The organism is Psychrobacillus sp. Z16_25, from assembly GCF_056856695.1.
Window position 1 is genome coordinate 222,794 of the sequence record NZ_JBXEOV010000001.1, and the last position, 24,667, is coordinate 247,460.

A 24,667-nucleotide genomic window follows, 5' to 3' on the forward strand; every position below is an offset into this window, starting at 1 on the left:
TTTTGCGGAAAAATTGCAGAATAAAGGCAATTGGTTGACAAAGAGAGAAAACGTTGTGTTAAAATTGAGAAGATTAGTATTTTACTAATATAAAGGGGAGGAATTTATTTGAAAAAGAGACAATTAAAATGGTTATCCGTTCTAAGTGTATTGGTATTATTTATTCTTACAGCTTGTGGATCGGATGAAAGCGGTTCCGGAGAAAAGACGAAAGAAGATATTAAATTTCTAAGTATTTTAACGGGCGGTACGCAAGGGACTTATTATTCTCTTGGTGGTACATTTGCAGATTTAATTGAGAAAGAAACAGGTATTGACACAACTGCAACCGTTTCACAAGCATCTGCAGCGAATGTAACTGCACTTCAAGAAGGAAAAGACGGGGAAATCGCATTCGTTCAGACGGATATTGCATATTACGCTACTGAGGGGCAGTTAATGTTTGAAGGGAACAAGGTAGACAATATCTCTGCATTAGGTGCACTTTATCCAGAAACAGTTCAACTGGTAACAACTGAAGGTTCAGGAATCGAATCCTTTGAAGATTTAAAGGGTAAAAAGGTATCCGTAGGGGCTCCTGGTTCAGGTACTTATGCGAATGCTGAACAACTATTAGAAATTCATGGAATATCTATTGAAGACGATATTGAAGCACAAAACTTAGACTTTGGTGAATCTACTGATGGTATTCAATCAGGTCAAATTGATGCAGCATTTATTACAGCTGGTACTCCTACAGGAGCAGTTGAGGCATTAAACGCTGTAGCAAATGTTGTAATTGTACCAGTAGAAGATAGTAAAGCGGATGAATTAATTGAAAAATATCCGTACTATGCAAAAGACACGGTACCGGTTGGCACTTACGGCTTAACAGAAGATGTACCAACAGTTTCTGTTCTTGCAATGCTTGCTGTAAGTGACGAACTTCCAGAAGACCTAGTTTATGAAATGACGAAGGCTATTTATGAAAACGCTGGCAGCATTCAGCATGCGAAAGCAAAACTAATTAAAGCAGAAACGGGCTTAGAAGGTATTAGTATCAAGGTGCATCCAGGTGCTCAAAAATACTTCGATGAAGTAAATAAATAATAGATATTTTTCCCGAAATGAAAGGGGCATGATGCGTAAGCTTCAAGTCCCTTTTCTTTTGAATGAAATGGAGGATGGACGATGCGTATCCTCAAAAAAATACTGCTTGTATTGTTAGTATGTCTTTTATTATCACTTCTTTTTGTACCCTATAAAAATTCCTTTGTTTTTACTGAAACTCGAACTGACCATCCTACGGTGCATTATATACCTTTTCAATCAAACGAATTCCAAATTAGATACACACATTCCATACATAAAACTGACGTTTTAGAAACATATCAAGCTAGTGAGGACAATCATATTCAGCTAGTCTCCATGGAGTATGAGGATTTAGCCATTGGTATGCCGGGCTATGCAGAGGAAGGACAGACGTTTGAAATAGAGGATGGAAAATATGTATTAAGACATGACAATTACTTCCTGCCTAGTTTTACAATATTTATTTCAACGATTGATACAGATTTGGTTTTCATTTATGACAAGAAGGAAATAGACTTAAAGAAGCAACTTACCAAGGGTAAATCTTATCAATTTCAAGTGAAGAAAATGTCAGTTTACCAGCAAATGAGAGGAGTTAAGATGGATGACGAATAATTCCAAGTCCCATGAGAAGGAAGAAACGTTTCAACAGTTATCGGAAGAGGAACAGCTTGAGCTTCTTCAAAAATACGATCCCGAATCCAATACTAGAAATGTTCAAGGTATCACAAAAAAGGTTATATTTTTTGCACTCATTGCGTTTTCTGTTTTCCAGCTTTATACAGCTATTGATGGTCAATTTACTGCCTATATTCAACGTTCGATCCATTTAGGCTTTGCATTATCCATCATTTTCTTATTATTTCCTGTTAGTAAGAAGGCTAAAGGGGAGAAAAAGAGAAAAATCCCGTTTTATGATTATATACTTTCTCTACTAGCTATTGGTGTTGGATTATATTGGCCATTAAATATTGATCAGCTAGTTACTCGTCTCGGTGCAGTAACCACACTAGATTTAATAGTAGGTATAATCGCCGTTCTACTTGTACTAGAGGCAGCTAGAAGGGCTGTTGGACTACCAATTACCATTATCGCCATTGCGTTTTTGGCTTATGCATTTTTTGGACAATATTTCCCAGGATTCCTTGCTCATAGAGGGCAGGATTTAGAAAGTCTTATTCAACTAATGTTCTTTACAACGGACGGTATTTTAGGTACACCGATTAGTGTTTCTGCCACTTACATTTTTGCATTCCTACTATTTGGAGCATTCCTTGTAAAAACAGGTGTGGGTCAATATTTTAATGACTTAGCTGTAGCATTGGCTGGGAGATTAACTGGGGGACCAGCGAAAGTTGCAATCTTTTCTAGTGCGCTTCAAGGGACTATCTCAGGTAGCTCCGTAGCGAACGTTGTTACTTCTGGTTCTTATACGATTCCAATGATGAAAAAACTTGGTTATCGAAAGGAATTTGCAGGTGGAGTTGAGGCTGCAGCTTCCACAGGAGGTCAGTTGATGCCACCAATCATGGGGGCAGCTGCATTCTTAATGGTAGAGTTTATTGGAGGTATTTCTTATTGGGAAATTGCCAAGGCTGCTGCCATACCGGCAATCCTTTATTTCTCTGGAATTTGGATCATGACTCACTTTGAAGCAAAGCGCGTTGGCTTGAGTGGTCTCCCACCTGAAGAGATTCCGAACAAAAAAGAAGTATTTAAGAAGATTTACTTATTACTCCCAATCATAGTGATCATCGTGTTGATGTTTACTGGAGTGCCGGCAATACAAGCTGCCTTATGGGGTATCGTTGCTGCTATTGTTGTAAGCGCATTTAACAAGGAAACTCGATTAAGCTTACGAGATATCATTGAAGCGTTAGCAGATGGAGCTAGAACTGCACTAGGAGTAGCAGCGGCTACTGCGGCGGCAGGGATTATTGTAGGGGTGGTAGTAAAAACAGGATTAGGGTTAAGTCTTGCAAATGGATTAATCTCTGCTTCTGGAGGAAGTATCCTACTTACCTTATTCTTTACGATGATTGCTTCCATTGTTCTAGGTATGGGATCGCCAACGACAGCTAACTATGTAATTACTTCTACCATTGCTGCACCGGCAATCATTACCTTATTAATGCTAGATATGCCAGCAGGAGCAGAAGTACCTGTAGTTATCGCCTTATCTGCACATTTATTTGTATTCTATTTCGGAATTATTGCGGATATCACACCACCGGTTGCTCTCGCAGCATTTGCTGCTTCTGGTATTTCAGGTGGAGACCCGATAAAAACGGGAGTAAATTCTGCTAAGCTAGCAATTGCAGCTTTCATTATCCCATATATGATTATTTTCTCTCCAGAGCTATTAATGATTGATACCACTATTCCTCAGATACTTTGGGTTGTGTTTACAGCAATTACGGGAATGATAGCAATTGGAGCAGGAGTCATCGGGTATTGGTATCGAAAAGTTGCCTGGTATGAAAGAATTGTGGCCCTAGCTGCTGGTCTATTATTGATTTATCCAGAAGGATATTCAGACATGATTGGCTTAGTTATATTTATCGTGCTAGTAGTAATCCAGATTTTAACGAAGAATAAAGGAAACAAAGCAGCTGCTATTACAGCGTAGCGTTAATCACGAGCCTATTCGTAGGTCTCGTGATTTTTTTACTATTCATACTATTATAAATTGGTATAATAATATAATGAATGTAAAAAAATACTGTTCATCACAAATAAGGGAGGTTTGATTCTCGGATGGTGATGAAGATAAAAGTGAGGTTACACGATGTCTATTCAATTTATCCAAGCAGAAAAGCAGTTGCATGATGTCCTTTTATTTCCTGCTATCGAATTAAAGGTATCCCCGGGGAAAGTGGCAGCGATTTCATCCAGCTTAAATATTCGGGAGCAGCTACTCAAGATTTTATTAGGGAAAGGGAAGCTATCGAAAGGAGAGATTATCAAAAGTGAGAGGGCAGGCTTTTTGTTTTTAGAGGAAGGTTATTATGAACGATTATCCGTGAAAGAATCATTAGCCTTTACAAATTCTATCTATAATTCGTCCGTTCCTGTAGAACATGCAATGCGTTTGCTTCAGATTGATGACTTTCAACGAAAAAAACTGAGAGAATTGAGCTTTTCAGAAAGAAAAAGAGTACAGTTTGCCAATTTATATCTTCAAAATCCAGATGTATATATCCTCGAAGAGCCCGATCAAAATTTAGATTTAGAATCCAAACGCTTATTTATTACCTGGATGAATGAACTGAGAAACTTACATAAACCCGTGCTCATCCTGACAAGTGGGATTGAACAGGCTATCTCTTATTCGGATGAAGTATACAGGCTGGACGAAAATGGTTTACATAATGTGCAGTTGGAGGATGCAGAGGAGAAAGAGGCACAGGAAATTCAAATAGAAGAGGAAGCACCAATCGTTCAACCAATTCGGTTTGAAAAAATTCCTACCAAGGTCAATGAAAAAATTGTCCTCTTTGATCCGCCGGAGATTGACTACATAGAAAGTACAGAAGGACAAACCTATTTACATATTCGAGGAGAAAGCTTTCCTTGTACCTTTACGTTAAATGAATTAGAGGAGCGATTAATGGCTTTCGGATTTTTCCGCTGTCATCGATCCTACATTGTAAATCTACAAAAAGTGAGAGAGGTTATCACCTGGACAAGAAATAGCTATAGTTTGGTTTTAGAAGACATCGGAAAATCCTCGATTCCACTTTCAAAGACCAAAATGGCGGAACTAAAGGGAATGTTGGGTCTCAAATAAGCTCCATTCACCCTAAAAATACGCTCATTCACCCTAAAAATAGCTCCTTTCACAGAAAATATAAGGCAGACATGCTCATTTCCTCGTAATCTAAGGATGTACATACGACATCTAAACATGGAGGGAACAAAAATGGAAAACGTGATTGAAGTGAAGGACTTGGCAAAATACTTCTCCAATTATAAGGCAGTGGAGGATGTAAACTTTCAAGTAAAGAAGGGTGAGATTTTTGGATTTTTAGGCCCAAGTGGATCTGGTAAAACAACTACTATTAAAATTTTAACTGGTCAGCTCGATCCAACCGGAGGAGATGCAAAGGTATTTGGAACTCCAGTTGCAGAATTAAAAACACCAAGTGCACGAAAACGTTTCGGTGTTCTGACAGATAACAGCGGCTTATATGGAAGGCTGACAATCTATGAAAACTTAAAGCTTTACTGTGAGCTGTATGATCTTCCACTATCTAGAATAGAAGAGGCGCTTTCTTTTGTGAACTTAACGGAGGAAAAGAAAAAGAAGGTGAGTATGCTCTCCAAAGGGATGACACAAAGGGTGATATTAGCCCGTGCAATCCTACATGAGCCTGAGCTGCTGTTCTTAGATGAACCAACATCGGCACTAGACCCTGTGAACACGCTTCATATATATGAAGGACTTCGTGCCTTAAATAAAAAAGGGACTACCATCTTTTTGACAACGCATGATATGAATGAAGCGGATACGCTTTGTGATCGAGTGGCTTTCCTACATAAAGGGAAGATTCAATTGCTGGATAAGCCGAGCGAGCTAAAGAAAAAGTTTGCAGATAACAGTGTGACGATTGAGTTAGATACAAATGAAACCATCACGCTTTCAAAGAATGACGATGGAGCAGAGGAAGTATACCGTTTAATGAAAGAAAATAGAGTAGTGACGATTCATTCGAACGAGCCAACCTTAGGTGATATTTTTGTAAAAGTGACAGGAGGAGAATTACAATGACATTTTCATGGAAACGATTAAGCGCAATTTTTATGAAGGATTACAAAGACTTTTTTAGAAACATGGCAGTAAGCGTAGTTGTTTTTCTGCCAATCATTATTGCAGCAATCTATGGGCGAATGGGAACGGAGAACCTTCAAATGCATTTCTTATATATTAATATGACCTTCGCTTTTGTTGCTACCTATGTCCAATGCTGTTTAATTGCTGAAGAAAAGGAAAAGAACACATTACGTGGATTGATGCTATCCCCGGCAAGTACGTTTGATATTCTGGGAGGAAAAAGCCTTCTGTCCTTTGTATTAACGATTTTGGTTATTAGTGCTAGTATATTTGTAGCTGAGTATACTCCAAAGAATTTAGTTGCATTTGGAGCTGGAGTTATTGTTTCAACTATTTTTTACATCGCAGTAGGTACCCTTTTAGGGTTGATTGCAAAGTCGGTTATGGAAGCATCCGTGCTTGTTCTACCAGTTGTGGGTATTTTCACAATGGGATCTTTCCTTACGGCCTTTGCCGATAAATATCCTGTACTTCAGCTAGCGGATTATATGCCAAACCTACAGCTGATCTACTTAGCAGAAAGCATAGAAGCGGGAGCTGGCTTCGTAGATATCCTTTCCAACTTAGGAATCATCAGCATTTGGGCAGTACTAGCAATTATTTTAACAACCATTATTTACAAGAAAAGAATGGTAGATTAAGCTATAAATACAAATATTGCTTGGGAAATAAAATCCAGGATCCCCCGTGGATTTTATTTTCGTTGCTTCAGAAAAGGAGTTCCTTTATGAACTGTCCAATTTAAGATCCCCCGATTTTACCAACAGTAATATTATTGGGGGATAATATAAAATGACTTATCCAATTTGATCCCCTATTTAACTATCCAAAGTTAAATAATATTGGGGGATAATAAAATGAATAAACAATTGAACCGTCTATTAATCGGGCAAAGCCTAGCCAATTTAGGAGATGTTCTATATATCGTTGGAGTGATTTCTCTCCTGTATACGATTTCAAATTCTGCCTTTGTGACTACATTGGTACCTGTTGTCATCACGACATCCTTATTTATTTCCAGTCTATTAACACCACTCGTGGTTGCGAAATTTCAAGTGAAGAGGATTCTTGTCGTGTCACAGGCTAGCAAAACGTTGCTTATGTTGCTACTAGGCCTGTTCTGCTACTTCTATTTAGACAGCGAGAACTATGTGGTAGTGTTTGTGATTATTAGTCTTGTCGCCTTCCTAGATGGTTGCGCCAATCCTATCATCCACTCGTATTTGCCACAGCTGGTGGAGGAGACAAAGCTCCTGAAAGCAAATAGTCTGGTGGAGACGCTTAATCAGCTAATCCAAATTGGCTCCTGGTTTTTAGGGGGCATGCTGTTACTAATGATTGATCCAGCCGGTGTGCTATGGACGGTTAGTGTGCTTTATATTCTCGCACTCGTTCTTTGGCTTACGCTTCCAAAAGTGGTCAAGACGGAGGAAGAGGAAGAAGAAGGGTTTTGGCAACAGCTGACAGCAGGGTGGAGAGTAGTTCGTGAAACGTTGGTCTTACGAAAGATTGTATGGATGGATTTAATAGAGACAATTGCAAGTGTCGCATGGATTGCCGCCATCTTATATATTTATGTGGAGCAGGCAATCGGTCAATCAGAGCAGTGGTGGGGCTATCTAAACGGTGCTTTCTTTGTTGGCTTTTTACTCGGAAGCATCCTTTGCATGAGGTTTGCCGCATTTGTCGATCGAAATAAATTCTATTTTATGGGGTTAGGTGTGCTTGCTGCAGGAATACTAACAATCATATTTGGAATGGTTCACAATCCTTGGACTGCGCTCATTCTGTCATTAGGAATTGGTCTATTTGGACAGCTAAAAAATATTCCTCAGCAGACGATTATCCAACGCGCTGTATCAAAGGATAAATTAGTCACTGTCTATACGAGCTTAGGTGCAATTACTACGGGATTTTTCGGTATCTCCGCTTTAGGAGTAGGGATGTTAGCCGATTTATTAGGCGTGCGTTCTGTATTTATCGTCTCTGGAATATTACTTTTAATCGTCGCCTTTTTGGTGGCAAGAAATAAAAAATTGTGGGCTATCTAATAGGAGAAGCGTATTCTGTTGAATACGCTTTTCTTTTATTTCGGGTTCAGATTTCATCCTTTTTACTGAGGTTAATTTCTACTTATTACACTAAAATAATAAAGAGGCAGATTATATAGAAAGAGGTTATTGAATATGAAGGTTTTAGGAATAAGTGGCAGCTTACGGAAGGATTCATTTAATACAAAGTTGTTGAAGCTAGTTGGAGCAAATTTACCTGAAGGAGTAACATTTGAACTGGCAAATTACAGAGGAGTACCATTATTCAACCAAGAGCTAGAAAAGGACGTACCAGCAAGCGTCTTAGCATTCAAGCGCCAAATTGAGTCGGCAGATGTCATTGTATTTGCAACTCCTAACTATAACGGCTCCATTCCTGGAGTATTAAAAAATGCGATTGATTGGGCTTCAAGACCAGCTTTAGATATGAAAAATTCCTTCAATGGCAAAGTCGGAATGGTCATCGGTGGAACGCCAGGCATGTCTGGAACGCTTACGGCACAGCTCCATCTAAGAGAAATCATGGCCAACTTAGGTGTGTTATTCGTTTCACAGCCAAGAGTGCTCGTAAGTGGCATCAACCAAATGATCGATGAGAATGGTGTACTAGTGTTGGACGAACGAAATGATGAGCTCTTAAAAACGTTGATTGAAAAGACATTAACATTAGATAAATAAAAATGAAAGCCAGTGAAATTTACGTAGCAGTAAATTTGCTGGCTTTTTTAATGTGATGGCTTGATTTGAATGAGAGTAAATCACCGACGACCGAGAATAAAATCCGGTTGAACGAGAATAAACCAGCTGAGTGAGAATAAAGGTGGTCTATCTGCGAGTAAATCATCTATGAGTGAGAATAAACCCCTGACGAACGAGAGTAACTACCCTACGAATGAGAATAAGGTCAACCTCGAAGGCAAGCGGACATAGGCCATGCCCTTCCCCAATTTGGATGAGAGTAAATCATCCCTGAGTGAGAATAAACCCTAGACGAACGATAATAACCACCCCACGAACGAGAATAAGGCCAACCTCGATGTTAAGTGGACATAGGCCATGCTCTCCCTCCAATTTGAATGAGAGTAAATCATCAGCGACCGAGAATAATCCCCGCTGGACCGAGAGTAAACCGATCGAATGAGAATAAAGGGGGTCTATCCAAGAATAAATCATTAACGAGTAAGAATAAACCCCTGACGAACGAGAGTAACTACCCCGCGAACGAGAATAAGGGCGACCTCGATGGTCAAGCGGACATAGGCCATGCCCTCCCACCATTTTAAATGAGAGTAAATCATCGGCGGACGAGAGTAAGCTCCAAGTAACCGAGAGTAAAGCGTCTGAGTGAGAATAAAGGTGCCCTATCCGAGAGTAAAATCCCCATGTGTGAGAATAAACCCCAGACGAACGAGAGTAACCACCCCACGAATGAGAATAAGGCCAACATCGATCTCAAGCGGACATAGGCCATGCCCTTCCCTAAATAGTTGATTCATGATATCTAAGCTTATTTAAACTTCCTACCACCCAAAGAAGGAAAATTCTGGCTCCGAATAGAATAAACTATTATAAAGGGGGTAATCGAACACATGGCATTTATATTTACTTTTTTTATTATCGCTGTCATAGGCTTTATTTTTTACCGAGTGATAAAAAATGAGGCATTGCCTTCAAATAGATATACACCTGATGATGATATAACATTCGGAAGAGTAATTGATCTAAAACAAGATATTCCTATACACGATACAAAGCATTACGTGGAGTATGAAGAGACACCAAATAACGAAAAGAACTTGTAAAGGGGAGACCTCAAAATGGAGGTTAGAATCGAACAGACAGACGTTAACATACGATTAGTAGGGAGAGGGAAAATGGTAAAAACAAACAGAGCTTTTAAGATGCTCCCTCCCCTTTGGAGTAAAGCGATTTAAAGTGGTATAAAGTCAATGGACAATAAGCTTTTTTTCATACCAGTAGACTTTAGCTGAATAACGATTTCCACCACTGGTACCTTCCTTGACTAGGGGGTGCTTTTTCAATGATGAGGTCGTCATCTTGAATATCATTCCCATACACGAAATGGTAAAGGTTGAGGTGATAATATGAAATATTTGTTCCATAGCATAACACTATTTATTATAGGTTTTTTATCATTTTGTTTAATAGTAATTGGATACCTACTACAAACGATTCTTTTCCCTATACCAGATATGGACCTTTTAAGTAGATCACAGGTATTGCAACTACAAAAAGAATTTGCATTAAATTATCCCTTAGGCACAAGCTTGTTTTATCTTGGGATATGTTTAATGGCTTTAGTTATGATACTTTTGATAGGGAAGTTAATAAATAAAAAATGGGTATCAAAATCATAGGTCAAGGAGTAACTCTAGAAGAATGATAATAAAAAAGGAATCGACTCCGCTAAATGGGAATCGATTCTATATAAGTAAACTCGCCAATGCATGTTGAAAATCTTAGCCTCTCAGTTTTTTTAGGTTTAGCTTTACAAAGGGTTAGTTTTAATTATTCAATTCCTTATATAAAACATATTTTAAAGCAGAAATTTCATCTTCAGACAGCTTACCTTCAATTTCAGATAATACTTCATCCTTACTAATTGAACCGTTCTGAACTTGTTCCTGAATATTAATTAAACGATTAACGCCCACTTTTTTAATTAATACACGAGTCGCTTCCTCCTTAGTTTGGAAGGGAAGAGTATCCGGATTTATAGTTGCTGCATCGCTTACAATTTCTTGAACCTTTGGATCGTTCGCGATATAGGTTTTTACTTCTTCTAGATTTTCCTCATTTAAAGTAGATTCCACTTTTTCAATTATTTTTTCGGAGGCGATATTTGTCCCAAAATGCCACACAGCATAGCCGGCAGCTCCGAGTATAACAAGAACTATAGTGATAATTGTTAAAATTTTTTTCATTCACTCACTCCTGACACATTGAATATAGCATAACTTCTCCAAAACATCCTAGCATATTGTTAGCATAAGTATCGATATAGGTACATCTATATTTCCATTTTACCTGTTTAAAGAAATAGGAGTAAGAAGTATCCATCTATATCATATAAAGATGTGAACGTAACGGAAATAATCAAACGTAAAGATAATCGATATTATCCAATTATGAAGGGTTTTTAACCATACGTATCAATCAAAAGATTAGTAAAAATGACGTATTGATGATAAAATTGCACCATGATTAGAACAATACGTTTAGCTAAATAAAGTGGTTCAACCTCGCCACTTAACAGGTGAGAGGTTAGCATCATAATAGTTAGCAACACAAGGAGGAAATAATATGGCGAAGCTACAAGATAAGGTAGTTATTATCACAGGTGGAGCAGGTGGTATCGGCCTAGGTATGGCAAAAACGATGGCGAAAGAAGGGGCAATACTGGCTATTGTTGATGTCAATGAAGAGGCAGGGAAGGCTAGTGAAAAGATTCTACAAGAAATTTCCCCCAAATCCTCGTTTATAAAAGCTGACTTAATGGATCGTGACAGTCTTCCTTCTATCATCACGAAAGTCGTTGAAAAATATGGCAAGCTAGATGTACTTGTAAATAATGCACATGCTTCCAGACAGGTGACACTTGAAGAAACCACTCAAGCTGATTTAGATTTGTCATTTGGTACGGGCTTTTATCCGACCTTTTATTTAATGCAGGCAGCATTGCCATATTTGAAGGAGACAAAAGGAAATATCATCAACTTTGCCTCCGGTGCAGGACTCAATGGACATGAAACACAGGGAGCATATGCAGCAGCTAAGGAAGCGATTCGAGGGATTTCTCGTGTTGCAGCTAATGAGTGGGGACGTTTTGGCATTAACGTAAACATTATTTCTCCAATAGCCAATTCAGAAGGTGTGCAGGCATGGGCTAAGGCTCAGCCGGAATACTATGAAGCAGTCCGCAGCAAAATTCCGCTTGGTCGCTTCGGTGATGTAGAAGAGGACATTGGCAGAGTGGCAGTATTTTTAGCAAGTGAAGATTCCAAATACATAACAGGCCAAACCATTATGGTAGATGGCGGATCGATTATGCTTCGATAAGAACAAAAACACCAGAATGTTAACCCATTCTGGTGTTTTTCATTTTTATTCATCCTTAAATATGCCATTTGGGACTGTCCATAAGTAATAGGAGGAGGAATACTGTCTTGAAGTGACTACCATTGTTTCTTCTCCAGCTTTTTCAAAAATAAATCCAGAGCCTAATTGTTCTTTAAACTGCCAACCTCTTTGTTCCAGAGCAAGTTGGATGTTTTGAAAAGTATCATCTCTCTCAGTATCGGATAGATAGACAACATACTTATTGTCCACTTCCCTAATTTTCTCGTAGCCGCTGCCAGTAAGTTTTAATTTTGCAACAGAAATAAGATGCTTAAGTGGATCCTTTTCTTGCCACAACGCTCCACTTAAGATGATTGGCATATAGATGAAAGCCACATATAAGCTGACAATTACTGTTACTGTTATCGTAATTTTTTTCACCATATCAAATCCCCCATAAATTCTAGAGTTAGAAAATTATTAAAATGCAAGTTCCAAAATAAATAGAGGTCAACCGCAAGTATCTCCAAATCATCATCAGGTTCCACGAAAATCAATATATTTACCATTATAACCTTTATTTGTAACTAGCTAAAAGCGAGAGGGATATATTTAAGTGAATCATCGGTAAATAGTTCATACTTACGTCCTGACTGGTATTACTTGATGCAACTTCCCACTACCATTAATCGTTCCTACCAGTATCCATAATTATGCAAAGGGGGATCGTTATGAGAAGAAAACATATTTCTATCATCATTTCTTTCGCGGTGGGAATTATTTTGCTGTTTGGGGTATTTTTATTCTTAGGAGGCAAATATGTACTAGATACCGTCTTTGGAGAAATGTGTGGAAATGAAGTGTTGCAAGAGATTCCTTCTGATAATGGAGAAAAAGTTGCTTATATTTTTCAGCGAGATTGTGGGGCAACAACAGGCTACTCCTATCAGCTTTCCATCTTAGACAGAGGGGTAGAATTACCGAATAAAATCGGAAACACATTTCGAACAGACAAAGAATTTACATTGGAATGGATAGGAGAAAAGAAAATTCAGGTTGTTCACAAGGAATTTGCAGATATTTTTAAGAAGGATAAACGCGTAAATGGTGTGCGGATAGAATATGCTGGGGGAAAATAAAAAAAGACCTACGTAGGTCCTTCAGCGAACGGGCTAGCTTATGAAGATTCTTCCATCATTTTCACCAACTCATTCACAATCTCTCTAGAAGCATTTCTTGCTTGCCCTTGAAAGCTTATTTTATCTTCATAGATTCGAATGGCTTCAGTTGGATAATATCCTTTTAAGGCGATGCTAACTCCCAGTAAGGCTTCATCCGTAATAAGATATTCTAATTCTGCTGGTCCATTAAGTTGTTCGAGAGAAAGAAGGATCTTTTGAATATCCTCTTGATTAGTAATTTTAATGGGTATTGAATGATTAACTCCTTGTACTTCTAAATAATCAACTTCAGACAAGTGTAACAATTCCTCCCGAATGACCATTTCCTCATTATCTCTGCCTAAATAGAAAAGTAACAGGATACTTAGAATACCTAAGAGGAACATTTGTATTTTCTTACCCATTTCTCGCACCTTCCTTTTATTACCTATTTTACTTGATAATAAAAAGAGCAGCAATCTATCGCTGCTCTGTAAGTGCTTATCCCTGAAACTCAACCAATCACTTTATCTTCTTTTCTTTTTCCCTAAATCCTTGGAGGCAGTCGTGCTTTTATCGACGATCTTTTCGAACTCCACAAATACATGTATAGTATTTTCTTGAGGATTTTTTACGCTTACTACTTTTCCTTTGCGTCCTTTGATTCGCAAATCCTGCTCTACTGCAGGGATAGCATTCAATGCCTGTGTTAATACTATTGTGTTTTTTTCGTAAAAATGAACTACATACATATCTATTCCTCCTTTTTTGAAATCCATTTATTATATGAAACTCTCGTAATTTTAGAATAGAAATTATAGATTAGGTGTAAATAACTAAATTTTCTGTATTTTATTAGTTGTAAATGTTCAAGCCTTCTCAATCGTTCCCTTTCCTTTCACCTGTTTTTTATTCGCGCAAAGGAAAAACTGACTAAATGATGAATATATTTCCTTGTAATGAAAATTGGGTGAGGGGGAAGTATATGAAGCAAAAATGGGTAAGCTGGATAGTAGCGGTGGCAATGCTGCTAAGTTTGACGGGATTTAGTCATTCGGCAAAAGCAGAGGTAGCCAGCAATGTAAGCTTGGATGATTCGATTAAAAGAATTGTGGAACAAAAGCTCGCTGGTGGAGATGTGAGTATTTCCATTCGAGACCGAGCAACAGGGGAGTTACTCTATAACTATAACGGGGAGATGCCTATCAAGCCCGCTTCCAATATGAAGCTTCTTACGACTGCAGCGGCATTAGAGATTCTAGGCGAGGACTACCGGTTCACGACAAGTCTTTATACCTCTGGGAAATTAAAGAATGGAGTTTTAAAGGGAGATGTCTATTTAAAGGGTGAAGGCGATCCGACTTTGTCAGTAGAGGATCTACAGCAATTCGCACAGGAGCTAAAAGCAAAGGGAATCACCAAAGTTGATGGTCGTATAGTGGGAGATGACAAGTGGTTTGACGATGACCTGCTTACTCCTGGTATTTGGGAAGGGGACGAATCTTATTATTACGCGGCTCCAATCTCGGCGCTGACAACTTCTCCTAATAGTGACTATGATTCTGGGACAATTATCGTAGATGTAGCGGGCTCAGCTATTGGACAAGCTCCAACATTCCAAGCTACTCCTCATTTAGGTGATTTGGAAATCATCAACCAAGCAGTGACCGTAGAGGCTGGCAAAAGCAATACGGTGACGATTGAACGTTCTTATCGTACAAATCAAATCATTATTAGCGGAAATCTACCTATTGATAAAACGAAAAGAGAATGGGTGACAGTGCAGCATCCGACTACCCATACATTAACGATGTTCGAAGCAATCCTAGCAGAGGTAGGAATTGAATATACAAAAGGAAAACTATTTAGAGCTGCAACTCCAAAAAGCGCTGATTTAGTTGCAATGAAGAAATCTATGCCACTTGATCAACTGGTGATTCCTTATATGAAGCTTAGTAATAATGGAATTGCAGATATTTTAATCAAAACGATGGGCAAGGTGGAAAATCACCATGGCAGCACGAAAGCTGGGTTGAAGGTTGTAAATAAATTCGGAAAGTCGATTGGCCTTCAAATGAATGACTGGTCCTTTGAAGATGGATCCGGCATCTCGCATGCGAATAATGTATCAAGCATGGTAGTCAGCGACCTATTGTTCAAGGTGCAAAGCCAAGACTGGTTCTCTACATTCTTTATGAGCATGCCAGTTGCAGGTCATCCAGATCGAATGGTTGGTGGGACTATTCGTAATCGATTAAAGGATCCACTGACTGCAGGAAAGGTTTTTGCAAAAACTGGTTCCTTAACAGGCGTGAATGCATTGAGCGGCTATCTAGAAGGAAGCAGCGGTCAGCAATATATATTCAGCGTACTGGTGCAAAATAAATCAGGGGCTGCGACAGCGATTGATGAAATCGTTCTAACAATGGCAAGAGAATTATAAAAAGGAGAAAGCGCGTATTTAACGATTCGTTATATGCGCTTTCTTCTTATTTACATAATTGCGAATGATGGGGGAATAATAGAAGGTATCTTGAAAATGGAGGTTACAAAAATGCCAAATAAAGAACCGAAAAACGACCCAAATACATTCACTGCGTACGGAGATCCAGTAAAAGATACCAATCCTCCGATTAGCGATAAGCACAAAAAGGCTAACTCGCCAATTGCGAAAAAAACACAGAATACAAGTGGTGGAAAGATAACTTAAATCTAAAGAGAAGGACTTATGATTCTAGGATCATAAGCCCTTTTTATTTTGAGAAGGGTGGTTCTCTAAATTGTTAATAAGTGAATATTTTGGGTTTAAAGTCTCACTAACGATTAATACATAAGCTTTAATTATTCTGAAATTTTATAATCCATCCGAATTATTTTTATCCAAATAATAATTCAACGCTTTACACTTCCCTGGAATAAATGGAATATTATAGATAAAAGTGAAGTGCTAGAGGAGGAGTAAAGATGTCTAGTAGTAGGGAATTATTGTATAATAAAGTGATAAGTCAATCCTTCGTTGTGCATAGCAGACGGAGTACTTGCCTATGAAAATAGTAGATGTTGATTTACTTCAGGATGGTCTAAAACGCAAGGTAGCTACTATTGAACGTCTAAAAATCGAGATAGAGAATATTGAGAGGACAGTGAAAGGTTTAGTCGAGATGGCTGATTCGTTCAAGGGGGAGGGAGCCGATGCAATCCGAGCCTTTTACGCAGATTGTCACCTACCATTTCTCCATTTCTTTCAAGTGTTCTCAGACAACTACCTTCAGAGGCTTTCGCAGATTGAGTCTGCCTTACTCTCAATGGAGCCATCCCCAGCTGGATACATAAGTCAAGAATTTCTTGAAGGGGAACTGGAGCAGGGGTTAACTTTCATCGGAAATCTGACAGAAGCGCTCACCAATGAGGCAAACAGTATTATGGATACGGTTAGTGATATCATAGCCTTGCCCCATCTCGACGACAGTGGAGTTCAGATAGGGGTTCTGAATGCCAAAAAGAGACGGGATGACACCGTCCGATTATTGAATGAGTTTGATTTCTCTCAGACAGCATTATTGGATTCTATCGAACAAGATATCCAAACGATGAGCAATTGGCTTACGGATTTGGAGTCAATGTTTACAGCAGGGCTAAAAGATATCGCTTTCCAGCCGAGTCAGTGGAATGCCATTACGTTTGGAAGTGCAATCAGAACAGAGCTATTCCCTAAGGTATACTTGGATCCTAATAGCCTATGGGTACAAGAAAGAGAAAAAATGATTGGTACGTTGATTAACGCCAAAACTTTTCAAGCGTTAGAATCGAAAAGAATGAACACAATCGAAGAAAATGTGGGAGAGAATATCAAGTATCACCAATATGCCAATGGTCTCCTCATAAAAGAATACTCAGAAAACGGGACAGTATACTACGAGATTGTTTCTAAAGTGGAATATAAGGAAGAGGTAGTCCCAGCCGAAAAACCAAAAGGAAACAAACTGGTGGATGGTCTACAGTTAGGATTAGATTTAGTAGGACTAGTACCCGTGATCGGTGAAATAGCAGATGTCTTAAATGGAGTTATCTATACAGCTAGAGGAGACAAGGTGAACGCATCGCTCTCCTTTGCCGCTATGATTCCAATAGCTGGTTGGGGAAGCACTGGCGCCAAATTTGCAAATAAAGGTACTCAGTTATACCAATCCAGAAATGTATTAAGTAATGAAAAAGTGACATCTATCGTGACACCGACGTACCAAGAAGTCGTCAATGGGCCGCTAAGCAGGACCCAGGTCAACATGAATATGTTTAAAACAGACATTAATTATATGACACCGAAGTCTGTAACTTTCAACAGTCCACTTACTGTTGGGAGTAAGGGTGCGGATTTTGAAGAAGTAACCAAGGCTGATTTTACGGGAAAACTTAGAGGTGAAAATATTACTCTAGAAGGAATAAAAACAAAAGAAATAGAATATGTAAAACGAGATAGAGTAGAGTTAGAACGCTATAGAAAAGAATTTGACAATTCAATAAGAAAACAATTTTTGGTAGATTTATCTAAAAATAATGATATTATAAACAACTCGGCATTCTCTGATATTGATATAATCAAATTACAAAAGGGTAGAGTTCCTGATGGTTGGCAAGTTCATCATAAAGTACCAATAGATGATAGCGGAACAAATAGTTTTGATAATCTAATATTAATTAAAAACGAACCTTACCATAAAGTTATAACGAATTATCAAAATAGCTTTGCAAAGCAACTAACTCCAGGAGAAAAACAAGTAGTTGAATGGCCAATTCCTCAAGGGAAATTGTATCCAGAAAAACGATAAGGGGATTATAATATGTGGAATATCAAATTAGATGAATTAATAGTGGAGAAAAATTTATACGGTGAGCAAGTAAATACGGGTGCAAGCGAAGAAGAATTAGCTATATTTGAGAAAAATGTAAAGAAAGAGTTACATAAAGAGCTGCCAAGTGAATATATTAATTTCTTGAAGATAATAAATGGGTTAGAGTTCAATGGGTTTATTGTGTATGGAATAGATGAAGTATTATTAGTAAGAAAACCGAACCAACCCATTAATGGATTAATTTCTTTTAATCAGATATGGTATGAAAATGAATATCAGAAAAAATATTTGTTCTTAGGAGAAAGTAATATTAGTTGGTATGTATACGATACAACTAAAGCGCAATATATTGAATTAGATAATCCCTCAGGGCGAGAAATGGTTGAATTCAAAGAATTTGACGAAATGCTTGAAAAAATATTGTCGGATTCATTGTTATAGATGTAATTAATGATATAACCAACATATAACTTAAAGATAAATACTTAGATATTGAATTAAATAAGTGACAAGTAAAAGATTTGATTCAAAAAAAATAGTAGAGATAACCTTGAGTGGTAGTTTATCATTCAAGGTTTATTTTTGAGATAAATTTTAAAAACCATATCACGATTTAAGTACAATAATATGCTTTATGATGGGCTAGATATATTAGTTGAAGTAGAAAGATAAAGAGGAAGTTCCTAGCCAATATATTAAGGTTTCGCCTAAGGAGTGAGAAGTTTGAAACTATACTTTCAAAACGAGTTTTTAGGAGATATACGTAATATTAATGTTGATGGTATGTGGATTAATGCTGAGATTAATCCTTCAAAAAATATAGACAAATTCAACGATTTTTTTGCAGCGATTGTTGATGAGGAAAATGATTTTGAAGAAACTAATTATAACGAAGAATGGTTAGATGATAGCAATTGGTATATTATTGATGATGAAAATAGAAGAAAGGGTATATACATACCTGCAGTTTATACAGATAGGGAAATTAACTGGAGGTGGAGATGATTTATAGATAGCATTGATTATATTTATAGATTATAAAAAACCTTGAGTGGCAATACGCCTTTCAAGGTTTCTTTTTTGGTGGGCTACCTAGTGCCGAGTGAACTACTAATTATTTACAGAATAGAGATAGTGCTTTTAAGCTCTATATGAAACGATGAACACTTGGCTAACGGATTTGGGGTCAATGTTTACAGCAGAGCTAAAGGACATCGCTTTCCAGCCGAGTCAGTGGAATGCCATTACGTTTGGAAGTGCAATCAGAACAGAGCTTTTCCCTAAGGTATATTTAGATCCTAATAGCCTATGGGTAGAAGAAAGAGAGAAATTGATTGGCACGATGATTAACGCCAAAACTTTTCAAGCGTTAGAATCGAAAAGAATGAATACAATCGAAGAAAATGTGGGAGAGGATATCAAGTACCACCAATATGCCAATGGTCTCCTCATAAAAGAATACGCCGAAAACGGGACAGTATACTACGAGATTGTTTCTAAAGTGGAATATAAGGAAGAGGTAGTCCCAGCCGAAAAACCAAAGGGAAACAAACTGGTGGATGGTCTACAGTTAGGATTAGATTTAGTAGGACTGGTGCCCGGGATTGGTGAAATAGCAGATGGTTTAAATGGAGTTATTTATACTGCTAGAGGGGATAAGTTGAACGCATCGCTCTCCTTTGCGGCTATGATTCCAATTGCTGGTTGGGGAAGCACTGGCGCCAAATTTGCAAATAAAGGTACTCAGTTATACCAATCCAGAAATGTATTAAGTAATGAAAAAGTGACATCTATCGTGACACCGACGTACCAAGAAGTGGTCAATGTCCCACTAGGCAGGACCCAGGCCAACATGAATATGTTCAAAACAGACATCAATAATATGACACCGAAGTCTGTAAACTTCAACAGTCCTCTTACTGTTGGGAGTAAGGGGATAGATAAAACTAGACCATCCTGGAGACAATCTGAAATTGATGTAGAGAAGGATTTCCCAGATTATAATGCTCAAAAATCTTTTAAAGATGGTAAAGAAGTACCTTATGGAGAAAAAGGTAGTTCTAGACCAGATTTGTATCTGACTGGGCATAGCATTGAGGTAAAAAATTATAAGATTACTACTTCAAACGGACGGAGTAGATTGGTTAATAACGTGTCCAAACAGGTAGAAAAAAGATTAAGCGATTTACCTAACGGTACAAAACAGTCTGTTATAATTGATATTAGAGGACAGAATGTATCATATGAAATACTAGATGAATTGTATGAAAAGATTATGAATAAAACAAATGGTAAAGTAGATATAAGATTTAAAACGAATTGATTGAGGTGAGAATAATGACTGTGGGATTTAAGGTGAAATATTATTGGTATCAAGTTGGGCATGGTGATTTCGTACATTCTTTTTTCTCTACAATTAGCTATCATTTAGAGCAAAATGGATGGGGAACTGAATTTCCCTATTTATTAAATGACCTCTATAACGGAAAACTTGAAAATAAGAATATTGATAGTGCAATAAATGAATTAGAAGAAATAAAAAATAAATTACAGAATTATAGTCCATCACAAGTAATATGGGATATTGAAGACCTATCTAAAAGACCGCCTTGGGGTGATAATATTAGTAAGGATATCACAAACTTATCTAATTACTTTGTCACAAGTGAGGGTGAAGACTTAATAGGTATGTTAATGAAGGCATTAGAGAAAGGACTAAAAACTAATTCAGATGTTTATATAGAAAGTTTATAAGTAATATCCTTCGGTTAATGACCTTAACAGCTTTGAAGAATTTTTAAATATATTAACTGAATAGATACTTGTTGGTAGTAAATTAACCTTACTGTTGAGTAAATGTTTAAAACCTTGAATGGCAATATACTTTCAAGGTTTTTTATTATGCCCAAGCAAACGTAGGAGATAAGATAGATTTTCAGATAATAATGGAATGGTGGTCATTTAATAGGGCACTATTTAATGATCATGGAGATATAGACAATCTTGTACCGAAAAAAATAGAAAGATTAAAAGAAGAAATATAGTTTGGTATAATATGGATAAATATTGAGGCAGATGCATTAAAAGAGGTACCTCCAAAGAAAGTTCCAGTTAGTATTAAACCAATTTATTCAAAGAACTCAATGCAAACAGATTTATTTACAATAAGATATCAAATTGAAGGGAAACGACGAGTAAGGTTAGTGATACAAAATAAATCAGGAGGTTGAGAATATGAGCTTTGAAATTGAACTAAATGAATTATATAAATTGATAGCTCAACAAGTTAACGATATACTTCCCATTCAATGGAGTAATCTTTATTTCAATGGGGAAGTAAAGGATAAAGAGGGCGGGGTATTCTTCTTTTTTACACCCTTTGACAGTAATGAACCAATTTATTCTCATGATATCCCAGATATTTATCATATAGATGATAGTGTCTATGATGAAGAGATTAATAAATTATTTGAATTAACAGCTAAACTGCAGCGGGTATTTATTGACAATGACCAAGAGCCTTGGTTTTCCATGACTTTATTACTTAATTCATCGGGCAAACTAAATATACTTTTTAATTATACAAATTGGTATGATAGTGAATTTGGTCCGACAGATAGAATTGAATATTTTGAGTATAAATATATAAATCAGAATAGTGAGCAGTTTGATTTTGACTTAATAGAGAGGATGAAAAAATTCGAAGAAAAGTAGATGATAAAGCACCTTTTTCCATAAGGGATTCCCTCCTTTTTGAGATAGGGGACAAAATACTATCAAACAATCAATTGTCGTTATTCTATCGATGATTGGTTGGGGTAATGGCGGACACTTCGATCTGCTTGAGTAAAATTATATTTAGCTATAACCTTGCTACAGCTGACAGACTGAGCTACTTCGACCTATAGTTTGGATACAAGCTCTCGGAAATGATAACGATTTTTCCGGCTCTCCATATGTTTGAGCCAGGAGGATTTGCTAAAACAGAATCATTATTAGGGATATGAAGGGGAAGGTGTATAATTGACTATGAAAGTTTATTATTGTGACGAATGGTCGGACATCAAAAAGAAGCCTTGGAACATACTTGATGACCATACTGCATACACATACCATCAAAAATATGAACCATATACGGCAGTATTATCAGAGGATGAGAAACCTAAGTATATTGTAAATGTTACAAATGACTGGGTTTCGGTAGGGTTTTATGATGACCTGATTCGTAAGTATTTAAATTATGATTTTGAAGTTATGAGTGATGGTAAGATTTTTTTAAGAACAGCCATGTATTGGGAATATGATAATGAAACTGATACAGAAGCAAGCAACTTGATTTTGGGCTTCCGAGAAGATGGCCATATAGTAATGGAGAAGAGAGATTTAAAGACCGGTTCAATCGAGGAGCGCGAAACTAACGATACCCTTGAAAGAAATTGGGATGTATTTCCTGGATTTGGCGATTACAATCATTTGTGCAAAGAGGAAAGGTAACGTGTTTAAAGTATCTAATGTCTAAACTATTATTACAAAAGAGTTTTACATATAGGCATGTAAAGCAAGTGAACTAAACAATTGATATATTTGAGTTGGATAAAAAGAGCAATGATACGATTGAAAATAGAGGCTTCATGAAGGTAATGCCATCATGGAGTCTCTATTTTATATAAAAATAATAGATTCCGAATGACGAAAGGGTTATTACTTATGCTTTTTAAATGCTAGTATCAACTAGGATAGAATGTATATCCCACGTCTCTCATAAGTCGGATAATAATTTATTGGAGATAATATTCTCTTCATTTCAATTAATTCACTAGATATAGACTCTAGTTGCAATGCCGAGGTAGATGTAATAGAGGGAGCTACCATAATCCAACTAATGGTTTTTACGACCTAAATACAGGTGTCATGATTGAGTTTGGTGATAAAGTTCCGTGGAAATAAAATACAGTTGAAGGGGGAATGAAAATGACTTTAAATGAAAAGCAAGATTTGACACCTTTTTTTGAAGAAATTAATAAGTTTGCGGATACTGTGCATTCATTAAATCCTGGGGTAGATATTTATCATATTGAACAGGCCGAAAAAGAATTAAACATAACATTTCCCAAAATATATAAAGATTTTTTACAAGCTTGTAATGGTGGAGAATTATTTATTCCGGGGCCTGTATTATCAGAGATATATTATCCTGCTTTGGGACAAAAGAAAAAAGGTACTTCATACATTAATGAATCATTTAGAAAAGATCGTAGACGTCCAGAGATGCCGGGGGATTTATTAATTATAGCGGATCTTAATTATGGTGATCCCATCTGCTTCGATTTATCAACGAATGATGGCCAAGATGCTGAAGTTGTTCAATGGAATATTGAAAGTCAATCAGTTTCACGTACTTGGAGTGGTTTTAAAGAGTGGATTATGGATGTATTAGAAGAAGGTTCAATGTTAGTAGATTATGAGGGGAATGAGAAGGAATTAGATTTTTAATTAATTTAAGACCTTGATTGAGTGCTTAACTCAGTCGAGGTCTTTCTTTTTATATCTGTTTTGAACTCATTATAGTAAGCTTATGAGATTGGTTAGTTGCCAAACATAGATTACTACGTGCATGTTTGAAGAGAATACAAAATATAAGCTTAGGCGAGATGACATTTGACCGAGCTATGAAAACAAGCTAGAGAAGTTCTATAAATAGCTATAGGAAAGAGGTTGAAGAAATGAAGAAATTTGAAAAGATTATTATGGGCAAAACTTTTATAGTGACTGCCGAAAAAGAATTAGAACCTCAAATAGAAATTTTGTTTGCTATATTAGAACAGGTATACCCTAATAAATTAATTCATGGATTCTCTTTACAAGTTGGTTGGTCCGTCTATTATTTACAAGAGAGAGAAACCGAAAATTTTATATTAACTACTCCTAATTATTCTAGAAATCCATTTGAAGATATAACAGAAGATTTAACTTTAGCATTGTGGGTACAACTAGAACAAAATCATTTTTTGAGAAAGATAAATGTCGAGGGTTCATCAATAAAATTTAGTGATAAAATCATACTTTCTAAAGGGGTACTAGAACACGAGAAAATATATTTACAAAGAAATGGAGATGTTGAAAAAGGAGATTCAGGTTGGTATATAGGTCCTGTAGAGGATGATAATACTACAGAGTTGTATGCTCTATATGCTTATCAACTACTAAAAATTAAACCAGAGTTTATACAAGTTCTTGCTTTACCAAATGACTATATGGTTGTTTTTGAAGGTAATGAAATAAAAGCAGTATTAAACGAAAATGATGTAGATGTTTTTAACTCTTTATAGATTTTATTTTCGAAGTTCTTAAGTTACACAACTAAACTATACAGGAAGTAAAACATTGATTAAAGCACTTGATTGTCTACTAATCGCACTGACCTAAAAAAGTGAGACAAATAAAAGAAGTATAAATTAAAGCCATAGAAATGAGGTAAGCAGGAATTCCTACAATCGAAGAAAATATTGGAGGTAATATAAAGTACCATCCATACGCGAATGGTTTCCTCATAAATATAAGGAAGAAGTAGTACCAACTGAAAAACCAAAAGGAAATAAACTCTTGGATGGTGTGCAGGTT

26 protein-coding genes are annotated in these 24,667 nt (G+C 36.9%); 22 read left to right on the forward strand and 4 right to left on the reverse strand.

The window, feature by feature from the left end; all coding sequences use genetic code 11:
* The first annotated feature begins 108 nt into the window (after positions 1-108).
* The 9 genes from AC1VU3_RS01060 to AC1VU3_RS01100 all read left to right on the forward strand — a co-directional run bounded on the left by AC1VU3_RS01060 (position 109) and on the right by AC1VU3_RS01100 (position 9,758).
* Positions 109-1,089, forward strand: coding sequence for a TAXI family TRAP transporter solute-binding subunit (locus tag AC1VU3_RS01060; protein ID WP_482982479.1), 981 nt, complete (start codon positions 109-111; stop codon positions 1,087-1,089).
* Between the two features lie 81 nt (positions 1,090-1,170).
* Positions 1,171-1,686: a DUF1850 domain-containing protein gene (locus AC1VU3_RS01065; RefSeq protein ID WP_482982480.1), complete on the forward strand. Its 516-nt coding sequence runs from the start codon at positions 1,171-1,173 to the stop codon at positions 1,684-1,686.
* The gene (locus AC1VU3_RS01070) at positions 1,676-3,700 is read left to right on the forward strand and encodes a TRAP transporter permease (RefSeq protein ID WP_480388312.1); all 2,025 of its coding nucleotides are present in this window, start codon (positions 1,676-1,678) and stop codon (positions 3,698-3,700) included. Before AC1VU3_RS01065 ends, AC1VU3_RS01070 begins: the two co-directional genes overlap by 11 nt.
* Before the next feature lie 159 nt (positions 3,701-3,859).
* Positions 3,860-4,861 carry a LytTR family transcriptional regulator DNA-binding domain-containing protein gene (locus AC1VU3_RS01075; RefSeq protein WP_482982481.1) on the forward strand — a complete coding sequence of 334 codons (1,002 nt, stop codon included), beginning with the start codon at positions 3,860-3,862 and terminating at the stop codon, positions 4,859-4,861.
* Between the two features lie 132 nt (positions 4,862-4,993).
* The gene (locus AC1VU3_RS01080) at positions 4,994-5,842 is read left to right on the forward strand and encodes an ABC transporter ATP-binding protein (protein ID WP_480388314.1); all 849 of its coding nucleotides are present in this window, start codon (positions 4,994-4,996) and stop codon (positions 5,840-5,842) included.
* Positions 5,839-6,546, forward strand: a complete 708-nt coding sequence (locus AC1VU3_RS01085; protein WP_480388315.1) for an ABC transporter permease — start codon at positions 5,839-5,841, stop codon at positions 6,544-6,546. Before AC1VU3_RS01080 ends, AC1VU3_RS01085 begins: the two co-directional genes overlap by 4 nt.
* 216 nt (positions 6,547-6,762) lie before the next feature.
* Positions 6,763-7,956 (forward strand): MFS transporter, encoded by a 1,194-nt coding sequence (locus AC1VU3_RS01090; RefSeq protein WP_482982482.1) that lies wholly within the window; start codon positions 6,763-6,765, stop codon positions 7,954-7,956.
* 135 nt (positions 7,957-8,091) lie between these two features.
* Entirely contained in the window at positions 8,092-8,634 is a 543-nt protein-coding gene (locus AC1VU3_RS01095) for an NADPH-dependent FMN reductase (RefSeq protein ID WP_482982483.1), read from the forward strand.
* 911 nt (positions 8,635-9,545) lie between these two features.
* Positions 9,546-9,758 (forward strand): hypothetical protein, encoded by a 213-nt coding sequence (locus AC1VU3_RS01100; protein WP_480388318.1) that lies wholly within the window; start codon positions 9,546-9,548, stop codon positions 9,756-9,758.
* A gap of 723 nt (positions 9,759-10,481) precedes the next feature.
* On the opposite strand, the gene AC1VU3_RS01105 is transcribed toward AC1VU3_RS01100, so the two are convergent.
* On the reverse strand, positions 10,482-10,901 hold the full coding sequence (locus tag AC1VU3_RS01105; protein ID WP_480388319.1) for a hypothetical protein: 420 nt from the start codon (positions 10,899-10,901) through the stop codon (positions 10,482-10,484).
* 379 nt (positions 10,902-11,280) lie between these two features.
* On the opposite strand from AC1VU3_RS01105, the gene AC1VU3_RS01110 reads away from it, so the two are divergent.
* On the forward strand, positions 11,281-12,036 hold the full coding sequence (locus AC1VU3_RS01110; RefSeq protein WP_482982484.1) for an SDR family NAD(P)-dependent oxidoreductase: 756 nt from the start codon (positions 11,281-11,283) through the stop codon (positions 12,034-12,036).
* A gap of 45 nt (positions 12,037-12,081) precedes the next feature.
* Here AC1VU3_RS01110 and AC1VU3_RS01115 read toward each other — a convergent pair whose 3' ends face one another.
* Entirely contained in the window at positions 12,082-12,480 is a 399-nt protein-coding gene (locus AC1VU3_RS01115) for a hypothetical protein (RefSeq protein WP_482982485.1), read from the reverse strand.
* Positions 12,481-12,767: 287 nt separating this feature from the next.
* Here AC1VU3_RS01115 and AC1VU3_RS01120 point away from each other — a divergent pair, with 287 nt between their 5' ends.
* Positions 12,768-13,175 carry a DUF5412 family protein gene (locus tag AC1VU3_RS01120; RefSeq protein WP_482982486.1) on the forward strand — a complete coding sequence of 136 codons (408 nt, stop codon included), beginning with the start codon at positions 12,768-12,770 and terminating at the stop codon, positions 13,173-13,175.
* A gap of 38 nt (positions 13,176-13,213) precedes the next feature.
* Here the strand turns inward: AC1VU3_RS01120 and AC1VU3_RS01125 are convergent, their stop codons facing one another.
* The gene (locus AC1VU3_RS01125) at positions 13,214-13,621 is read right to left on the reverse strand and encodes a hypothetical protein (RefSeq protein WP_482982487.1); all 408 of its coding nucleotides are present in this window, start codon (positions 13,619-13,621) and stop codon (positions 13,214-13,216) included.
* 102 nt (positions 13,622-13,723) lie between these two features.
* On the reverse strand, positions 13,724-13,948 hold the full coding sequence (locus AC1VU3_RS01130) for a hypothetical protein (RefSeq protein ID WP_482982488.1): 225 nt from the start codon (positions 13,946-13,948) through the stop codon (positions 13,724-13,726).
* A 233-nt stretch (positions 13,949-14,181) separates the two neighbouring features.
* Between AC1VU3_RS01130 and dacB the strand changes: the two genes are divergently transcribed.
* The 11 genes from dacB (at position 14,182) to AC1VU3_RS01185 (ending at position 24,375) form a co-directional block, all read left to right on the forward strand.
* Positions 14,182-15,639 (forward strand): D-alanyl-D-alanine carboxypeptidase/D-alanyl-D-alanine endopeptidase, encoded by a 1,458-nt coding sequence (dacB, locus tag AC1VU3_RS01135; protein WP_482982489.1) that lies wholly within the window; start codon positions 14,182-14,184, stop codon positions 15,637-15,639.
* Between the two features lie 111 nt (positions 15,640-15,750).
* Complete coding sequence (locus tag AC1VU3_RS01140) at positions 15,751-15,906, forward strand: hypothetical protein (protein WP_480388325.1); 156 nt, start codon at positions 15,751-15,753, stop codon at positions 15,904-15,906.
* A gap of 334 nt (positions 15,907-16,240) precedes the next feature.
* Complete coding sequence (locus AC1VU3_RS01145; protein ID WP_482982490.1) at positions 16,241-18,022, forward strand: T7SS effector LXG polymorphic toxin; 1,782 nt, start codon at positions 16,241-16,243, stop codon at positions 18,020-18,022.
* A 12-nt stretch (positions 18,023-18,034) separates the two neighbouring features.
* A complete protein-coding gene (locus tag AC1VU3_RS01150; protein ID WP_480388331.1) occupies positions 18,035-18,487 on the forward strand; it encodes a YrhA family protein in 453 nt (150 codons plus the stop codon).
* 273 nt (positions 18,488-18,760) lie between these two features.
* The gene (locus AC1VU3_RS01155; protein ID WP_480388332.1) at positions 18,761-19,051 is read left to right on the forward strand and encodes a hypothetical protein; all 291 of its coding nucleotides are present in this window, start codon (positions 18,761-18,763) and stop codon (positions 19,049-19,051) included.
* Between the two features lie 184 nt (positions 19,052-19,235).
* Positions 19,236-20,369 (forward strand): hypothetical protein, encoded by a 1,134-nt coding sequence (locus tag AC1VU3_RS01160; RefSeq protein ID WP_482982491.1) that lies wholly within the window; start codon positions 19,236-19,238, stop codon positions 20,367-20,369.
* 14 nt (positions 20,370-20,383) lie between these two features.
* Positions 20,384-20,800: an immunity 70 family protein gene (locus AC1VU3_RS01165; RefSeq protein WP_482982492.1), complete on the forward strand. Its 417-nt coding sequence runs from the start codon at positions 20,384-20,386 to the stop codon at positions 20,798-20,800.
* A gap of 480 nt (positions 20,801-21,280) precedes the next feature.
* Positions 21,281-21,760: an immunity protein YezG family protein gene (locus AC1VU3_RS01170; protein WP_482982493.1), complete on the forward strand. Its 480-nt coding sequence runs from the start codon at positions 21,281-21,283 to the stop codon at positions 21,758-21,760.
* Between the two features lie 315 nt (positions 21,761-22,075).
* Complete coding sequence (locus AC1VU3_RS01175; protein WP_482982635.1) at positions 22,076-22,540, forward strand: hypothetical protein; 465 nt, start codon at positions 22,076-22,078, stop codon at positions 22,538-22,540.
* Between the two features lie 477 nt (positions 22,541-23,017).
* Positions 23,018-23,539 (forward strand): SMI1/KNR4 family protein, encoded by a 522-nt coding sequence (locus AC1VU3_RS01180; protein ID WP_482982494.1) that lies wholly within the window; start codon positions 23,018-23,020, stop codon positions 23,537-23,539.
* Between the two features lie 230 nt (positions 23,540-23,769).
* A complete protein-coding gene (locus AC1VU3_RS01185) occupies positions 23,770-24,375 on the forward strand; it encodes an immunity protein Imm33 domain-containing protein (RefSeq protein WP_482982495.1) in 606 nt (201 codons plus the stop codon).
* Positions 24,376-24,667 lie beyond the last annotated feature (292 nt).

Excerpts from the sequence above, each read along its gene's own strand:
- AC1VU3_RS01065 (WP_482982480.1), top strand. The coding sequence starts at position 1,171 with ATGCGTATCCTCAAAAAAATACTGCTTGTATTGTTAGTATGTCTTTTA.
- AC1VU3_RS01070 (WP_480388312.1), top strand. The coding sequence starts at position 1,676 with ATGACGAATAATTCCAAGTCCCATGAGAAGGAAGAAACGTTTCAACAG.
- AC1VU3_RS01075 (WP_482982481.1), top strand. The coding sequence starts at position 3,860 with ATGTCTATTCAATTTATCCAAGCAGAAAAGCAGTTGCATGATGTCCTT.
- AC1VU3_RS01080 (WP_480388314.1), top strand. The coding sequence starts at position 4,994 with ATGGAAAACGTGATTGAAGTGAAGGACTTGGCAAAATACTTCTCCAAT.
- AC1VU3_RS01085 (WP_480388315.1), top strand. The coding sequence starts at position 5,839 with ATGACATTTTCATGGAAACGATTAAGCGCAATTTTTATGAAGGATTAC.
- AC1VU3_RS01090 (WP_482982482.1), top strand. The coding sequence starts at position 6,763 with ATGAATAAACAATTGAACCGTCTATTAATCGGGCAAAGCCTAGCCAAT.
- AC1VU3_RS01095 (WP_482982483.1), top strand. The coding sequence starts at position 8,092 with ATGAAGGTTTTAGGAATAAGTGGCAGCTTACGGAAGGATTCATTTAAT.
- AC1VU3_RS01100 (WP_480388318.1), top strand. The coding sequence starts at position 9,546 with ATGGCATTTATATTTACTTTTTTTATTATCGCTGTCATAGGCTTTATT.
- AC1VU3_RS01105 (WP_480388319.1), bottom strand. The coding sequence starts at position 10,901 with ATGAAAAAAATTTTAACAATTATCACTATAGTTCTTGTTATACTCGGA.
- AC1VU3_RS01110 (WP_482982484.1), top strand. The coding sequence starts at position 11,281 with ATGGCGAAGCTACAAGATAAGGTAGTTATTATCACAGGTGGAGCAGGT.
- AC1VU3_RS01115 (WP_482982485.1), bottom strand. The coding sequence starts at position 12,480 with ATGGTGAAAAAAATTACGATAACAGTAACAGTAATTGTCAGCTTATAT.
- AC1VU3_RS01120 (WP_482982486.1), top strand. The coding sequence starts at position 12,768 with ATGAGAAGAAAACATATTTCTATCATCATTTCTTTCGCGGTGGGAATT.
- AC1VU3_RS01125 (WP_482982487.1), bottom strand. The coding sequence starts at position 13,621 with ATGGGTAAGAAAATACAAATGTTCCTCTTAGGTATTCTAAGTATCCTG.
- AC1VU3_RS01130 (WP_482982488.1), bottom strand. The coding sequence starts at position 13,948 with ATGTATGTAGTTCATTTTTACGAAAAAAACACAATAGTATTAACACAG.
- dacB (WP_482982489.1), top strand. The coding sequence starts at position 14,182 with ATGAAGCAAAAATGGGTAAGCTGGATAGTAGCGGTGGCAATGCTGCTA.
- AC1VU3_RS01140 (WP_480388325.1), top strand. The coding sequence starts at position 15,751 with ATGCCAAATAAAGAACCGAAAAACGACCCAAATACATTCACTGCGTAC.
- AC1VU3_RS01145 (WP_482982490.1), top strand. The coding sequence starts at position 16,241 with ATGAAAATAGTAGATGTTGATTTACTTCAGGATGGTCTAAAACGCAAG.
- AC1VU3_RS01150 (WP_480388331.1), top strand. The coding sequence starts at position 18,035 with ATGTGGAATATCAAATTAGATGAATTAATAGTGGAGAAAAATTTATAC.
- AC1VU3_RS01160 (WP_482982491.1), top strand. The coding sequence starts at position 19,236 with ATGTTTACAGCAGAGCTAAAGGACATCGCTTTCCAGCCGAGTCAGTGG.
- AC1VU3_RS01165 (WP_482982492.1), top strand. The coding sequence starts at position 20,384 with ATGACTGTGGGATTTAAGGTGAAATATTATTGGTATCAAGTTGGGCAT.
- AC1VU3_RS01170 (WP_482982493.1), top strand. The coding sequence starts at position 21,281 with ATGAGCTTTGAAATTGAACTAAATGAATTATATAAATTGATAGCTCAA.
- AC1VU3_RS01175 (WP_482982635.1), top strand. The coding sequence starts at position 22,076 with ATGAAAGTTTATTATTGTGACGAATGGTCGGACATCAAAAAGAAGCCT.
- AC1VU3_RS01180 (WP_482982494.1), top strand. The coding sequence starts at position 23,018 with ATGACTTTAAATGAAAAGCAAGATTTGACACCTTTTTTTGAAGAAATT.
- AC1VU3_RS01185 (WP_482982495.1), top strand. The coding sequence starts at position 23,770 with ATGAAGAAATTTGAAAAGATTATTATGGGCAAAACTTTTATAGTGACT.